This is a genomic window from Mesorhizobium sp. WSM4806 (assembly GCF_055811635.1).
Genome location: NZ_JBVVQZ010000007.1, coordinates 136,392 through 151,427 on the forward strand (window position 1 = coordinate 136,392; position 15,036 = coordinate 151,427).

Sequence of the window (15,036 nt, forward strand, 5' to 3'; positions counted from 1 at the left end):
ACCATGAGTTGTTGCGCGCCGGGGGCCGAAGCCGCATTGCTGCTGGCGCCAGGGCGGGAGATTGCCGAGCGCGAAATCGTGCTCGCCAGCCGCGACATGGGGGATGGCGCTTTCCAGATCCAGTTTTCGGTACCGCAAGCGCATTGCGCTGCCTGCATAGCTGCGATCGAAGGCGCGCTGCAAAGTCTCGACGGAATCATCGCGGCACGAGTGAATCTCACGTCCCGACGTGTCGCCGTGAAGTGGAGGAATGAAGGTCGTGTCCCTCCGATGTTCGACGCCCTGAAGGCTGTCGGATACGATGCCTGCCTCGCGGAGACGGAAGACGGCGCATGCGATGCCGAGTTGTCGCGGCTGCTGCGGGCCACAGCCGTGGCGGGATTCGCCGCCATGAACATCATGTTGCTGTCGGTGTCCGTCTGGTCTGGCGCAGATCAGGGAACTCGAAACGCATTTCGCTTGATCTCGGCGCTGCTGGCCGTCCCCACCGTCGCCTATTCCGGACGGATATTCTTCGTTTCGGCGTGGAATTTGGCGATGAAGCGCACCGCCAGCATGGACTTTCCCATCTCAGTCGGAATCCTGCTGGCTCTGGGCTTGAGCCTCTACGACACGTCTGTCGGAGGACCTCACGCCTATTTCGATGCGGTAACGTCGTTGATCTTCTTTTTGCTTGTCGGGCGCACGCTTGACCATGCGATGAGGCGGAAGGCGCGGAACGCCGTCACCGGTCTTGCCCGCTTGATGCCGAGGGGGGCGGCGGTGGTCGGGGCGGACGGAAGCCGCGAGTTCCGCGACCTGACAGAAATCGAGCCGGGCGACATGATATTGGTAGCCCCCGGAGAACGCATTCCGGTGGACGGGACGGTTGTCCTGGGCGCGGGCAGCCTCGACGTTTCGGTGGTGAGCGGTGAGTCCAAGCCCGAACGCGCGCAGCCGGGCAGCGCCGTTCTTTCGGGAGCGCTAAGTCTTGATGGCGCGCTCACTGTCCGTGCCGAGCGGCGTGCACGGGATTCCTTCCTCGCCGACGTGGTCAGGCTGATGGAGGCGGCTGAGCACGGCCGCGCCCGCTATCGCCGCATCGCCGACCGCGCGGCCGCGCTCTATTCCCCTGTCATCCATCTGCTGGCGCTTGCGACTTGCGCCGCCTGGATACTGCTTACAGGCGACTGGAATCGATCGGTTACGATTGCGATTTCCGTCCTCATCATCACCTGCCCGTGCGCGCTCGGCCTTGCCGTGCCGATGGTCCAGGTCGTGGCGGCGCGCCGGCTGTTCGATCTCGGCGTCACCCTCAAGGATGGCAGCGCGCTAGAGCGCCTTGCCGAGACCGACACCGTGGTCTTCGACAAGACGGGCACGCTCACGACGGGCGCCGCCCGCGTCGAACGGCACACGGTAGCTCCGCAAGATGTTGTGGCCGCCGCAGCACTCGCCTCCTTTCCAGGCACCCGGTGGGGCGCGCGGTGGCCGCGATGACAGTCGCAAGAGTGGCTATCGAAGGGTTCCGCGAAGTTGCCGGGTACGGGATCGAAGGGCGCGTTGGCGAAGCGTTTTACAGGCTAGGAAGGAAGGATTGGGTCTCCGCAAGCGTGGCCAACGTCCCGAGTGAAGCCGCCACGTGGCTTTCGAAAGACGGAAAGCTTGCGGGTTCATTTGCGATTGCCGACGAAATCCGTCCTGGCGCGACGCGTGCCATCCGAAAGCTAACTGACCTCGGGTTGGCGACAGAGGTGTTGTCCGGCGATCGAGTGGAGGAGGCTTGCAGGGTGGCGGCTGCGTTGGGAATCTCGGAAATCCGCCACGGTGCGCTTCCCGAGGACAAGGTCGAGCGTCTGGAGGAGCTGGCGCGGTCCGGCCGCCGCATCCTTATGGTTGGAGATGGGCTGAACGATGCCCCCGCGCTCGCCACCGCGCATGTCTCAATGGCGCCCTCGTCGGCGGCAGACATCGGGCGGAATGCTGCCGACCTTGTCTTCCTGGGCACGAGCCTTGAGGCCGTACCACATGCCATAAGAGTCGCCCGGAACGCATCCCGGCTGGTGCGGCAGAACCTCGCCCTTGCCATCGCCTACAACGTTCTGGTCGTGCCCCTCGCTGTGATGGGCCATGTTACGCCCCTTATGGCCGCTGTCGCCATGTCGACGTCATCGATTCTCGTGGTCGGCAACGCATTGCGCCTTCCGGGCGAGCCTCCGCCCGCAGGATCTCCGGCTCTTCGCAGGCTCGACGTGGCGGAGGCGGCATGAACTATCTCGTCTGGCTTGTTCCAATTGCCTTGGGCATGGGCGTGGCGGGTCTCGCGGCGTTCCTGTGGTCGATGCGCAGCGGCCAATATGAAGATCTCGACGGAGCCGCCGAAAGGGTGCTGGTTTCAGACGCCGCGGACGTTCCCCTTCGTCAGTATGGGTGGAAAAGCGAGGCGGCCGCTCAGGAGGCTCGCCCCAAGGGCGGGAAGGCGCCGACCGCCGACGGCGTTTTCTCAAGGAGCAGAACGGACGGAAGGGTTTGACAATGTCTCAAGCTGGTGACAGGCCGTACGACTGGGTGGCGGCGTTGGCTTTCTACTCGGGAGCCGCCGTGCTTGTTCCAAGCCTCGCCGCCTTGGTCGTTAGCCTTCTGGCGGTCGCCTTGGCATTGCTATAGCAACGAGATGGCTGTCCTGCGTAGGGCGGCGGCTCCGCGACTGCTGGCCTCTTCAGTTGCATTCGGATGCGGACGGAGTATCCTTAAGTTTGGGCGCTGGACGTTGCTGTGCCTAGTGCTCGGGCGTCCTCGCACGAGCGAAATTGGGGAGTGGCAGGCATGTCCGAGGTAATGCATCCGGCGGCGCCGCATCATCTTCCGCCTTTCATAACGGCCCCCGGCGAGACCGATGTGTTGTTCACGGGGTCGGTCATCTTCCTTGTGCTGGCCGTGATGGGGATTGGAAGTTTGTACTTCTGGCTCCATTCCTTGCCGGAGCGCATGTCCCACGGCGGCAGTCAGATCCAGTTCCAGCTGGTGGCGGTGCTGTCGCTGCTGGCGTTGTTCACCCACATCCATGCGTTCTGGATTGCCGCGCTGTTTCTGGCGCTCGTCCCCGTGCCCGACTTCTGGACGCCCCTGGCCAGCATGGCCGACTCGCTCGCCAGGATGGCGACGGGGCGGTTTCGATCCCCCGCCGCGGAGGCGCCGTCTGAGCCGGCTCCCGAGGTGCTTGCCAACTATACGCCGGTCAAAGTGGAGGCCGTACCTCCTCCGACCCCCTTGGAGAAAGCCCGAAGCGACCCCCGCGACGAAATCGCCAAGACGCATGCGCCGGAGCCGTCCGACCGCCATCAGCGCCAGCCGGTGTCAGTGGGAGGTCATGAACGATGATCGAGGTTCTGCTTTGTTCGGTCCTGACCGTCCTGCCCGATTTTCTCGTCCGCCGCTTCGTACAGGGAAAGAGGATTGGTCACGAGATCACGCTCTATTCTGTATGGTATGAGCTGCGATACGGGATAACGGCGTGCATAGCTCTGACAGTGATTCTGCTGACGCTCATTCTCTACTATCATCCGTCGACGTCGAGTGCGATTTCGTTCTTTCGCACCATTCCCATCCTCCCCGAAGGCTCCGGCCGCGTCGAGGAAGTCTATGTGGGCATAAGGGATAAGGTCGAGGCTGGCCAGCGCATCTTCAGGCTTGACAGCTCGGAGCAGGAAGCGGCGCTCGAGACCGCGCGACGGCGCATATCGGAGATAGACGCTGGTTTCGAATTGGCAAAAACCGAGCTGGTAGGGGCCGACGCCCGCATTCAGGAAGCGCAAAGCTCGTACAAGCAGGCCTTGGACGAACTCGAAACCAAGACCGAACTTCAACGGCGAAACGCCAGCACGGTCGCGCAGCGCGAGATCGAAAAGCTCGCCAACATCGTGGAAGGGCGGCAGGCCGCCATTTCCGCGGTCATGGCAAGCAAGCAGTCCGTCGAATCGCAGATTTCGTCCGTGCTGCCGGCGCAGAAGAAAAGCGCCGAGGCGGCGCTTGCCCAGGCCCAGGTCGAACTGGACAAGACCGTCGTCTACGCCGGGGTCGCCGGCACTTTGGAGCAATTCACCCTGCGCAAGGGAGACATCGTAAATCCCATTATGCGGCCCGCCGGCGTTCTCATACCGGCGGAAGCCGGAAGGAAGGCTCTTATAGGGGGCTTCAGCCAGCTCGAAGCCCAGGTCATGAAGGTCGGCATGGTTGCCGAAGCGACTTGTATTTCGATGCCTCTGACGATCATTCCGATGGTGGTCACCGAGGTTCAGGATCTCATCGCGACCGGTCAGGTTCGGGCGTCGGATCAGTTGATCGACGCCCAACAGGTGGTCCGGCCCGGAACGATCACCGTCTTTCTGGAGCCGCTGTTCGCGGGAGGGTTCGATGGCGTGCCTCCAGGCAGCAGTTGCATCGCCAACGCCTACACCAACAATCACGACCGACTTGCCGAGGAAGATTTGGGCACAGCGCACTGGCTGTTCCTGCACGTCATAGATACGGTCGGGCTGGTGCATGCGATCATATTGAGATTCCAGGCGCTCCTTCTTCCGGTGCAAACACTCGTCTTTTCGGGCGGGCATTGAGGAACCGACGCGCCGTCGAACATGCGGCCAAAGGAAATTTGCACCAAAGTGCGATCTTAAGCTCGCTATGGCCGTTCGTGCTTAAATGGAACGGGATTTGAACCGACATAACGCGGAGCAACAACGACGTCTCAAGGGATCAATGCGGCAAGTCATACGCTTGGCCTGCCGACCTTAGTTGCTCAAGTGTTTTTCCGGCGCAACTTCCCGACCAATCTCCGCCAACTGGCTCGGCCTTGCCTCGCATGGTGATTGTGCCGGCCTGATTGTCGGGGGTTATATAAACGGCAATCCCGTCTGGACCAATTTTGGACAAGTAGTAAGCACGAACGATGCCGCTTAATTCACAACGCACCAAGAAAGGAAAGTCCTCGAACGATCCCTCTTGGGCATGTGCTTCAGGGCTATACATGCAGGCAAGCGACGATTGCGCAATGACAGCGAAAACTGTTCCTGTAAATAGCCAACGAGCCTTCATGCGAATATCCTTCCTAGGCCAAATATACACCATTGCCAAATATACACCATTGATTGGCCGTTCCTTGACCACCCGGTTCCGAATAAGCTCGATGGCGCTTCGCCACTCGTCACCGACACGATCAATGCGAAAGCATTATCGGCAGCCGGACGTCCGACAGGATGCCTTTCGTAGCCCCACCGAGCACGAAATCCCTCAGTCTGGTGTGACCGAACGCTCCCATGATCATCAGGTCGGCGCCGATTTCGATCGCTCGCTCCTGAAGCGACACCTCGACCGGGCAATCCTCGGATACGAATGGCATGGCCTCGGCTGACAGCCCGCGTAGGTTCAGCCCTTGAGCCAAGCGTTGGGCGGCGTCCGTCTCCCGCAGGGACTTCTCGCCCGTCACGGTGAGCACCGTAATCTTGGAAGCGCGGCGCAACACCTGATGTGCATCCGCCACAGCGCGAGCCGCAACACGGCTGCCGTCCCAGGCAATAGCAAGGCTGTGCAGCTTCGTGACAGGCTCGACCTCTGGCAGAAGGATCGTCGGCCTTCCCGACCCGAAGATAATGGCCTGCGCGGTCGTCCTGCTCGTGGGGTTGTTCGCCTCCCAGGCGCAGAGAACGAGATCATAGTAACGCGCTTGAATTGCAGCGGTGTCATTCAGCAAGGGAGCATTCGACGCGACCGCGTCTGTGGTTGAGTCCACGCCTGCCCGTTTCGCTTCCAGCACAGCCTTTGCTAGAAACGCTTCGCCGCGATCCCGGCACAGCGCTTCGGCCTCCCGCGTCATTTTGGGGACGTCGACCAGCCTCCGCGACAGCGCATTCGAGATGTTTCGGATCTCTACGTTGATGGCCAACGCATGCAGTTCCGCGCCGAGGGCCGCCGCCATCGCGACCGCCCTGGGCACTACCATTTCAGGGTTGGGTTCGGGATAGGTGATAACAGGAAGCAGGGCTATCGTTTTCACTAGGGGCCTCCCTCTGAATGCAGGGTACGCGACAGCCATCTAGTCCCAAAGCACGCATCCGGGATGTGCATGGGTCCGCTCACTCGCCCGGATCGTTGACCACGGCCCAACCGTCATCGGGATTGAACGCAGTGATCTTTTCGGCGAGCGCCGCCGTATCGGGCCCGAGATCCTTTTCGTAGACTGTGCCGTACTGGTTTACGACGAAGGTCATGATGCCTGTGCGGTCGTATTCGGCAGGCATCGCGATCAGCCCAAAGCCGGCGATCATGTTGCCGTTGATGACGTAGTCGTACTGGCCGCCGGCGACGTTAGCGCCTTGACCGTTCAATATGCGGTAGCGGTATCCGAAATAGCCGTCCTCGGCGGCCGTCGCCAACTCGGCCTGGCTGATCAGCGAACCGAACGGGCTTTCCGGCACGCCGTCGCCGGGTTCCCAATAGAGTCCGTCATATGTTTCGGGCGTGCTGATCAACTTCTGAGCATATTCGCCGACGCCATCCTCGTCCCAGTCGGTTTCCTTGTAATCCTCCTGGGCCTCGACATAGGCGCGCAGGTTGGCGACGGTGGTCAGCTCGTTCTCGCCGATCCTGCGGTTGATGACTTCTTCCAGCCCGGCGATGGTATCGAAGGCCCATTTGCCCTCTGTCTGCACGACAGGGAATGGAAACGGCCATACCTGGTTACCAAGAAGAAGCGAGCGGCGGTCGGTTGCCAGTTCCTTGACGGCGATGCCCTTCGCCGCCTCTTCGCGGATTTCCGGAAAGCTCGCCTCCACTTCCTTCGACTTCAGCACTTCGCTTGGCGACAGTCCGAGAAGCGAGGCGACGGCCTCCTTGTCATCTTCCTCCAGCGCTTTGCGGAACGCCTCGACGAGTTCGTCGACTGTTGCGAACGGCGTGGGCGTCTCGCCGATGAAGGCATCGAAATCCTGCGTGGTGCTGGTCTGTGCTTCCTGGGCACCGCCGGCCGAAAGTGCGGGAACGCCGAGCGAAAGTGCGAGAGTTGCGGTAATGAGGTATCGGATCATGATCATGTTCCTGAAATAAACCGGATGTCGCACACGATACGGCAGTTGCTACCGGCGTCCTCCGCCTCGTCCGCCTCCGCCTCGTCCGCCTCCGCCCCCTCCTCTTCCACCTCTGCTCTGCACCTGGCGATGGCCGCCACCCCGGCTATAGCCACCGCGGTTCGAATGGTTGGTCGCAACCCTGCCAGGTCGCGGATTCCCCATCGCCGACGGCTTGCGCGGACGATTGTCGGCGCGCGCAGCCGGCTTTTTCCTGGAGGACTTTTTCTGAGCGACTTTCTTCGCCGCAGGTTTGTTGGCCGCCGGTTTCGCCTTCCTGTGCTGGTCCGAGACGCGTTTTGCATCGGGCCGCTTGGTCCCCGACTTCGGCAGCTTGGCCTGCGGCCGGTCCTTCAAACCTTCGGCGACATTCTTGCGGACATCCTTCCCCTTGAGGTCATGCGCCCGCGCCTGCTTGCCCTTGCCCGACTCCCGGCGGTCCTTGGCCTTGCTGGCAATGTTGTTGAAGTCCTTGCTCTTCAGGTTCTGCTTGAGCTTGTCGCGGTCGATGTTCGCGTTCTTGAGATTGATCTTGTCGCGGTCGATGTTCTTGAGGTCGAGGTCCTTCAGCCTGTCGATGTCGATATTGTCGATGTCGATATTGTCGAAATCGATATCGATGTTGTCGCCGATATCAACGTCGAGATCCACGTCGCCGCCCCAGGTTCCCCAGTCGTCCCAGTCGACCACTGCGGCCCACATCGCACCGGTGGCAAGCGCGGCCCAGTAGGGCGCTGTCGGATAGTAATAGGAGGGGTACGGGTCGTAGGCGATCGGGTCGCCCGCTATGACGTAGTCGGGCTCGTACAGCATTTCGGGGGGATAGGTCGGGATATAGACGGTCTGCGGATCGGCAGACCTGATCACGACATTGTCGCCTTCGTTGACAACCTGCACTTGCTCCGTCGTCTTCAGGTAGTCCTTGGCGACCGCCTCGTCGCGCAACTGCTGGATGGCGACGAGCAAATCCTTCTGCTGGTTGGCGGCCGCATTGCCCAACTGTTCGGTCCACTCCAGATCGTCGTTCATCATCTTCACGATCTTGGGATAATTGAGCAGCGAGATCACGCTGCCATCCCATTTGTCGCTCGGCTCGAGGTCGGGAGACTTCGCCTTTTCGTCGAGAAAGCGGGCCGCCTGCACGATCTGTAGCGGATAGAGCGAAGCCGCGATGGTGAGCGCGACGAGATCGTCAGGATAAAGCGCGATCGGCGCGGTCAGGACCTTCAATTCGTCGAGCGTGAGAGGAGCAGGCTCCTCGGTGGCGGCGGCCGGTTCGCTGTCGACCGCCGGTCGGGGAGTGGGCGTGGGCGTTTGTGCGTAGGCTGGCGCACCCACCGCCGGCGAAAGCATCAGGAGGGCCGCAAGGCCGACTGAAACGAGGCCGAACCTGGAACAATGGGTCATCTGGCTGCTCCTACGGTAGCGATCGCCGAGCTATTTCTTTTACACGGTGTTGAAAGTGTCGACGTAGCTCCGCCCAACCGCGCGGACGGCGCGACCTATGTCGTCATGGATATCGTCCTGGAGATTGACGAAGGAGACACGCACGCTCCAGTTGGGAGCATCGAAACCCCCGCCATTGAGCAGCACGATCGAGTGGTCCTCCGCCAGGCGATAGACCAGGTCCAGTGGATGAACGCTCTTCTTCAGCCACGTAACCATTTCCTCGCCTTGGTATTTGCGCAGCCAGAACTCGAAATCGAGGGTTCCGCAGTACGCCGCAGAATTCGCGTTGGGCTGAACATCCAGAGGCGGTCCTTGCGCGTCCGATCTGCATCGGTCGGGCATTCCGGCCGCGCCACCGCTGTCGGAGCCTTCGCGAATATGGCTTGCACTGGAAACCGTTTGCGCGGCATCGATATGATTTAACCGGTCACACGGGGTGAGCCGTCGCTTCAAGCTCTGAACAGAGCCAAACTCACTGGAAAATTGATGCGCCACAGGAACACCCCTTCAATGGCCCTCAACTCTCTACTATCAAACTACTTTCTCGCGCAGTTTTTAGACACACCATAATTAAAATAAGCTTTGAATTACGCCCCTCCGCGCTCGCTCACGTCTGCTGTTAAAATCTAACCATAGTAGTAGTCTACGTCAAAAAAATCGAGACTTCAATAACATAGCGATACAGTTGTTCCATGATAACACCTTGAAATAAGGCACGCAAGGGTGTATTGTACGACTTCAAATTAACTGAAATTACAATCAGCGGTTTCATTAGGATAATTATCATACAATTTACCTTAGCGGCGGAAGCAGTCGGAGAACTTCTGGCCGCTTGTTCTAGTATTGAACCTGCAACAGGAGGGTATCGTGGTAGAATGGGTTTGTGAGCACGCTTCGCAGCTGTCCTGAAATCTTGACCTTCATGTCTCTAGCCATTTGCTATTATTTCTGCCCCTTTATGGATGAAGATCTCGGCCTAGGAGCGGTAACAGCGACCCCCATTGCAGCCGTCATCGTTAGGCAGCTTGGGATCACGATTTCTCCGTCGCTGAGGGCGCTGCTGGCAGGACTGGTTGTCGGGCATCTGCGTATGCGCTTCCCTCTCTTCGGTGGGGCCGGGACTGTACCTCGGGCACTACCTGCTCCGTTTGAACCCCATACTGCTCCTCGGGGGACTGGCTGGGGCGCAGACCATGACCGCCGGCATGGCGGCGGTGCAGGACCGCTCGGGTAGTCCGGTTGCCGTCCTTGGCTATACGCCGGCGGTTCCGATCGGCCATATCCTGCTCACAACTGGGGGACGGTGATCGTGGGCGTGATGGCGAACTGAAATCCGACCTGAGAAAGGGACTTCGGTGGCAGTAGGATTACCCGGCAAGCCCCGATCGCGGCAGTTGAGACGCAGCTTCTTTTATGCGCTCGTGCAGCAGCTTCGCGTGGTCTGGCCGATCTTCTCCGGCATCCTTCTCGCCATGGCGGGATGCGGGCTGATCATCGGGCGTATTGAAAATTGGCGCGTCGACGAAGCTCTGTACTTCACCTTCGTGACCGGTCTTACGATCGGCTACGGCGATTTCTCGCCGCAGCACCTTCTGACGAGGTTACTGGCGATAGCAATCGGTTTTGCCGGCATAGTGATGACAGGCCTCATTGCGGCGGTCGCCGTGCAGGCGCTGAGGGCGGCTGACCGCAATCTCCTGAACGAGGCTGGAAATGGGCCCCTTGATCAAAGAGATCCGTAGCAACGTCGTTCTCTGGCTTTTGGCGTTTGTTCCGGTGGTATTCGTCGTCCGGCAATTGGAGCCGGAAGCGCACACGCTGCTCTTTGTGCTCTCTGTGCTGGCGATTGTACCGCTGGCCACCTTGCTGAGCGCGGCTACCGAGTCGGTCGCGTCCAAGACGGGCGATACGGTCGGCGGGCTGCTGAATGCCACGTTGGGAAACCTGACGGAACTGGTCATTGCGCTGGCTGCGTTGCAAGCCGGCCAGTACACGTTGGTGAAGGCTTCTATCGCCGGAGCAATCGTCGCCAATACTCTGTTCATGTTGGGCGCCTCGTTCCTGCTAGGCGGTATCAAGTATCATGTGCAGGAGTACAACAGGGTCAGCGCCAGGCTGCAAACCAGCCTGCTGTTCCTCGCTACGATCGCGATGGTGACCCCGTCCATGGTGGCGCAAGTCGATTCCGTTGCCACGTCCGCGTTCACCCAGCAGTTGAGCGTTGGATTGTCGGTGCTGCTCATCAGCGCCTACGCGATGGGCCTGATCTTCTCACTGAAGACCCATCGAGAACTTTTCAGCGGAACAGCCCATGCGGAAGAAGGCGAAGCGTGGCCGATGGGCCTGGCTCTCGGAACGTTGGCAGCGGTGACAGTGCTTGTTGCTCTGGTAAGCGAAGTGTTCGTCGAGTCGGTGCAGGAGGCTGCGGTGGCGTTCGGCATGACGCCGGCCTTCGTGGGTTTCATCGTCGTTGCGTTGGTAGGCGGTGCTGCCGAGATGGCGGCGGCGTTTGCCGGCGCGCGAAGGGACCGGCTGGACCTGAGCGTGGGCATCGCGCTTGGGGCCGCATCACAGATCGCGCTTTTCGTCGCCCCGATGATGGTACTCCTCAGCTATGTTATCGGCCCCGCTCCGATGGACCTGCTGTTCTGGCCGGGCGCGGTCGTCATGGTGCTTATCGCGACGATCACGGCATTTCTGATGACCAATAGCGGACGTTCCGCATGGTTCGTCGGAGTGCTGCTGCTGATGGTCTATCTGATCTTCGCCATGACGATCTACCTTCTGCCACCGCAAATCTAGGCAGGTAGGCGGGCCGTGGTTCCGTCAGGGCGAATACCATAGGGTGAACACCAAGGATGGGCTGACCGCAGGTTTGGGCGCGCCAGGAGCGGACTTGGAGAACATGACGTGAGAAAGATAGGCGAGCGGCGTTGGGAGGGCAGATAATGGATTCGGACGGTTCGCGTCCCCTCGTCCATCCTCGTCAGGATCTCACCCGCGTGACGCTGGCGGTGCTGTTCATCGGCAGTCTTCTCATCGCCAGCATCTGGGTGATGCAGCCGTTTCTGCCGGCGATCGTATGGGCCACGACGTTGGTGCTTGCCACCTGGCCGCTCCTGCTCTGGTTGCAGCGCCATACCGGCAACCGCCGCGGCCTTGCCGTCCTGATCATGACGCTGACCTTGCTGCTGCTTGTGATCGTGCCCTTCTGGCTGGCGCTCAGCACGGTCATCGCGAACATCGACAAGGTTGGCGACCTGGTCCGGACTATCCTGTCGATGCGACTGCCACCGCCACCCAGCTGGCTGGAGGGAGTGCCCCTGGTTGGAGCACGCGCTGCCGAAGCATGGCAGAAACTGAACTCGGCGGGCGCTCAGGAACTGGTCCAAAGACTGACCCCTTATGCCGGAACGCTGACCTACTGGTTCGCGTCAGCCACCGGAAATTTGGGTGGCATGTTCATACATTTCCTGCTGACGACCGCGATTGCCGCGATCATGTATTCGGGCGGTGAACGGGCCGCCGCCACCGCAATTCTCTTCGGTCGCCGGCTGGGCGGCGTTCGTGGAGAGACCGCGGTAAAGCTGGCCGGCCAGGCGATCCGAAGTGTGGCCTTAGGCGTAGTGGTTACCGCCGTTGCGCAAAGCGCTGTAGCGGGTATCGGGCTGGCCGTAGCCGGCGTGCCCTATGCCGCCGTGCTCATGGCATTGATCTTCATTTTGTGTCTGATCCAGCTCGGTCCGGTCCTGGTAATGGCTCCGGCAGTGATCTGGATGTATTATTCGGGCGACACGCTTTGGGCGACGGTGTTGCTGGCCTTTACCATCGTCGCCGCGACGATGGATCAATTTATTCGCCCTGTTCTCATCCGCAGAGGCGCCGACTTGCCTATGCTGCTTATCCTGGCCGGGGTCATCGGCGGCCTGGTAGCGTTTGGCATGCTGGGCATTTTCATTGGCCCTACGGTGCTCGCGGTCGCCTACACGCTGCTCAATGCGTGGATGGCGGATGGCGATGATAGAGAACCTCCTGGGGAAACGCGATGAAGCCGGCAGGCGTTGCTGCTTTTAAGCTAGGCGGCAGCGCCGCGAGCCAAATCGGCTAGTAGGGTGGACTCAATGCGCACGCCCGGCAGTTCACCCTCCAAGCGCTATAGTCGTAACTACCAAGACGCTACCGATTGCCGCCATGGCCAGAGCCATCGGCCAAGGGCTTCTGCCCATATATTTGCCGAGCCGTGCGCCGATCAAAAACAGCATGGCGACGGCTACCGCGTTCGACGCGGCATCGCCGTCGGCAGATCGTCGATGAACAGGAACGGCATGCTGGGTGGAAGCGTCGATAGGATGACCAGCAAGCAGATTGAAACTGCAGCTCTGACATCCCGAATGTTCACAATGCGCCGATTGTCGGATGCTGGAAGAGATCTGATGCGCGTGACGATACTTTCGGCGTCGGCCTCGGATGTGACCAGGCGGACGTCCTTCGGCAACTCGGAGAGGAAGACGCGCCGCGCCTCTGCCAGGGGCATCACGCGGATGGCCTCAAAGAAATTTAGGCGCTTCACCCGCTCCACAGCTGTCGTCAAGGCAAACATGACGCCGTCGACAATTCCCCAAGCGAGGTTGCAGCCCAGGGCAGCCATCAGCACGGCCCCCACCTTGTCGCCTTCGCCAACCGCGACGCTCATGGTGCCTGTGAAGGAAAGCGCCATCAATAGTCCGAAAATTACCTCCGACAGACGGTCGATGGGGTCGAGCACGGGTCTAACGGGATCGGGACCGTTCATGGCAGGACAACCGGCACATGACAACACTTGAGCAATCGCACCTTACAGCAAGCGATTTCCGTTTGGAGTCTAATTCCGCTTGCCGAGTTCCCGTGCTTTGGGCAGAGGCGAACGAGTGGCTCCGCTTCAGCATGGTGGCGCGGCGGTGTAGAACCTGTCCCATAGCGCATCCTTTGATTCGGATGGCAATGATGCGCCATTAAAGTCCGGGAGGCCCATGCCGCGCGCGGCCAGGGCGAAGATGATAGCCCCGAGCGCGACCGCCCATCATCTCGCCGTAAAGTCGGCTGACTCGGGGATTCCGGTCGCGACATAGAAGCCGGGCAGAATCGCCAGGCCGAAGAGCAGCACGCGCTTGACCCGGTGCTCGAAAGGATATCGAATCACATACCAGCCGACGATCCCGAACACCCATACGATCTGGCCGACTGAACTCGCTTCCATGCTCAATCTAGCTCACCGGCGCCCTTACGGCAGTATGGACGTCTTGAGGAGCCGCGGCCGCCTCGACATTCTCGATCTGCTAACGGGGGGCCGTTGCGGCGGCGGCATTTCCGGATTCAACCCCCGGCGGGCCGGTATAGCCGATCGCATTCGGCCCGCCATTCATCTGTCGAAGCTTTGTGATGAAATCACGCGGCATAAGCCAGATACCTGGCGTCTTGTAGCCCATGAAGCTTGCGATGTCGGCCACGAAGGCGTTGCAATTGTAGAGCGACGCGTGCCAGAGCGGCGACTTGGCCTGCAGCTTGCGTATATATGCCACGACCCTCCTGTATTCAGGTTCGGTAAGCGGAACTGTCCAGCTCGCCGACCGGTAGGCGATTTCCAGATCGCCGTCGGTCCATCCGGTCGAGGCCGGCACCGGCGCGAGATGGCCGAGCATATAGATATTGGGATCGTTGGATTTCGGCGCGAGCCCGGCGACTTCGGCATTGATCATCTTTCCCGATTTGTCCATGCGCCCGAAAATCACGAAGGAGTGCCCGTATGTATAGGCGTAGCGGGAGCGGAACTCGATGAAGTACCGGCCTTCTGCTGAATTCACCGTGCTCGTCGGCGCCCCGGCAGCCGCTAGGGTCCGATCATCGGACGTGAAATTCAGTTGAGGTTTATCCTGCGATTGCGATTGGCATGATGCCGCCGCGAGCGCGAGCAGGGCCACGGACAGCGAACGGCCACTTACAAGCGTCATTTCATTCCCGAACTCCGAGAGCGCAGATCAAAAGCGGGTCCTGCCCGCCACTGCCGACCTCACGACCGAGCCGAAGAGTCGCCCGATCCGGATTGCTGGCTGATGGGGAAAGGCCAGCGGCCCTTTCCCCATCCCGACCTAGGCCGGTTTACTTGTACACGGGCGCCGGTGCAGGCTCTTCGACGACGACAGGCGGCGGAGCCTTCCCCTTCCCTTTGCCGATGTCCATATTTGCGCAGCCGCTTAGGCTGGCGACGGCGAGCGCCGCGACCACTGCGATTAGAATCCTGCTCATCACATATTCCCCTCGGGCGAATCGGTTCAAGCTACAACACGCAAACTAACGGGGGACTACACCGCAGCTAGTGCAGGAAAGACACACCTAGCCAGTTTAACTGTCGGTTGATGGTTGGGAGAGGCATTCTGTCGGGTTCCGTTGCAAAATTGGGCTGTGTTGCAAAGCTTTCGGTACCAGGCGCATGGCATGGCCTCTGGTGTTTCGC

The 15,036-nt window shown here is 60.5% G+C and carries 17 protein-coding genes and 1 pseudogene; 9 read left to right on the plus strand and 9 right to left on the minus strand.

Features of this window, described 5'->3' with window-relative positions:
• Positions 1-3 precede the first annotated feature (3 nt).
• The 5 genes from AC0L2M_RS13210 (at position 4) to AC0L2M_RS13230 (ending at position 4,592) form a co-directional block, all read left to right on the plus strand.
• Positions 4-1,479 carry a heavy metal translocating P-type ATPase gene (locus tag AC0L2M_RS13210; RefSeq protein ID WP_473535080.1) on the plus strand — a complete coding sequence of 492 codons (1,476 nt, stop codon included), beginning with the start codon at positions 4-6 and terminating at the stop codon, positions 1,477-1,479.
• Entirely contained in the window at positions 1,476-2,249 is a 774-nt protein-coding gene (locus AC0L2M_RS13215) for an HAD-IC family P-type ATPase (protein ID WP_473535081.1), read from the plus strand. Before AC0L2M_RS13210 ends, AC0L2M_RS13215 begins: the two co-directional genes overlap by 4 nt.
• Positions 2,246-2,512: a cbb3-type cytochrome oxidase assembly protein CcoS gene (ccoS, locus tag AC0L2M_RS13220; RefSeq protein WP_473535082.1), complete on the plus strand. Its 267-nt coding sequence runs from the start codon at positions 2,246-2,248 to the stop codon at positions 2,510-2,512. The genes AC0L2M_RS13215 and ccoS overlap by 4 nt, the downstream gene beginning before the upstream one ends.
• Positions 2,513-2,805: 293 nt before the next feature.
• Positions 2,806-3,360: a hypothetical protein gene (locus AC0L2M_RS13225; RefSeq protein WP_287171584.1), complete on the plus strand. Its 555-nt coding sequence runs from the start codon at positions 2,806-2,808 to the stop codon at positions 3,358-3,360.
• Positions 3,357-4,592, plus strand: a complete 1,236-nt coding sequence (locus AC0L2M_RS13230; RefSeq protein ID WP_023799913.1) for an HlyD family secretion protein — start codon at positions 3,357-3,359, stop codon at positions 4,590-4,592. The genes AC0L2M_RS13225 and AC0L2M_RS13230 overlap by 4 nt, the downstream gene beginning before the upstream one ends.
• A gap of 139 nt (positions 4,593-4,731) precedes the next feature.
• Here AC0L2M_RS13230 and AC0L2M_RS13235 read toward each other — a convergent pair whose 3' ends face one another.
• The 5 genes from AC0L2M_RS13235 to AC0L2M_RS13255 form a co-directional block, all read right to left on the minus strand.
• Positions 4,732-5,070 (minus strand): hypothetical protein, encoded by a 339-nt coding sequence (locus tag AC0L2M_RS13235; RefSeq protein WP_287280420.1) that lies wholly within the window; start codon positions 5,068-5,070, stop codon positions 4,732-4,734.
• 121 nt (positions 5,071-5,191) lie between these two features.
• Positions 5,192-6,028, minus strand: coding sequence for a universal stress protein (locus AC0L2M_RS13240; RefSeq protein ID WP_473535083.1), 837 nt, complete (start codon positions 6,026-6,028; stop codon positions 5,192-5,194).
• Between the two features lie 79 nt (positions 6,029-6,107).
• Complete coding sequence (locus AC0L2M_RS13245) at positions 6,108-7,058, minus strand: DUF2950 domain-containing protein (protein WP_031255263.1); 951 nt, start codon at positions 7,056-7,058, stop codon at positions 6,108-6,110.
• A 48-nt stretch (positions 7,059-7,106) separates the two neighbouring features.
• Positions 7,107-8,504 (minus strand): DUF3300 domain-containing protein, encoded by a 1,398-nt coding sequence (locus AC0L2M_RS13250; RefSeq protein WP_128177058.1) that lies wholly within the window; start codon positions 8,502-8,504, stop codon positions 7,107-7,109.
• A 39-nt stretch (positions 8,505-8,543) separates the two neighbouring features.
• Positions 8,544-9,041: a hypothetical protein gene (locus tag AC0L2M_RS13255; RefSeq protein WP_473535084.1), complete on the minus strand. Its 498-nt coding sequence runs from the start codon at positions 9,039-9,041 to the stop codon at positions 8,544-8,546.
• 614 nt (positions 9,042-9,655) lie between these two features.
• Between AC0L2M_RS13255 and AC0L2M_RS13260 the strand changes: the two genes are divergently transcribed.
• From AC0L2M_RS13260 to ydiK, 4 genes are all read left to right on the plus strand, one after another.
• Positions 9,656-9,853, plus strand: a complete 198-nt coding sequence (locus AC0L2M_RS13260; protein WP_287171649.1) for an aspartate-alanine antiporter-like transporter — start codon at positions 9,656-9,658, stop codon at positions 9,851-9,853.
• 87 nt (positions 9,854-9,940) lie between these two features.
• Positions 9,941-10,288, plus strand: a complete 348-nt coding sequence (locus AC0L2M_RS13265) for a potassium channel family protein (RefSeq protein WP_128177066.1) — start codon at positions 9,941-9,943, stop codon at positions 10,286-10,288.
• Positions 10,260-11,348, plus strand: a complete 1,089-nt coding sequence (gene cax, locus AC0L2M_RS13270; protein ID WP_128177060.1) for a calcium/proton exchanger — start codon at positions 10,260-10,262, stop codon at positions 11,346-11,348. Before AC0L2M_RS13265 ends, cax begins: the two co-directional genes overlap by 29 nt.
• Positions 11,349-11,494: 146 nt before the next feature.
• Positions 11,495-12,595, plus strand: coding sequence for an AI-2E family transporter YdiK (gene ydiK / locus AC0L2M_RS13275; protein WP_128177062.1), 1,101 nt, complete (start codon positions 11,495-11,497; stop codon positions 12,593-12,595).
• A 221-nt stretch (positions 12,596-12,816) separates the two neighbouring features.
• Here ydiK and AC0L2M_RS13280 read toward each other — a convergent pair whose 3' ends face one another.
• The 4 genes and pseudogenes from AC0L2M_RS13280 to AC0L2M_RS13295 form a co-directional block, all read right to left on the minus strand.
• Positions 12,817-13,338 (minus strand): hypothetical protein, encoded by a 522-nt coding sequence (locus AC0L2M_RS13280; protein WP_473535085.1) that lies wholly within the window; start codon positions 13,336-13,338, stop codon positions 12,817-12,819.
• Between the two features lie 270 nt (positions 13,339-13,608).
• A pseudogene (locus AC0L2M_RS13285) lies at positions 13,609-13,782 on the minus strand (protein-S-isoprenylcysteine O-methyltransferase); the annotation flags it as partial.
• A 79-nt stretch (positions 13,783-13,861) separates the two neighbouring features.
• Positions 13,862-14,533, minus strand: a complete 672-nt coding sequence (locus AC0L2M_RS13290) for a hypothetical protein (protein ID WP_287238931.1) — start codon at positions 14,531-14,533, stop codon at positions 13,862-13,864.
• Positions 14,534-14,681: 148 nt separating this feature from the next.
• Positions 14,682-14,828: an ABC transporter gene (locus AC0L2M_RS13295; RefSeq protein WP_077380058.1), complete on the minus strand. Its 147-nt coding sequence runs from the start codon at positions 14,826-14,828 to the stop codon at positions 14,682-14,684.
• Positions 14,829-15,036: the final 208 nt, after the last annotated feature.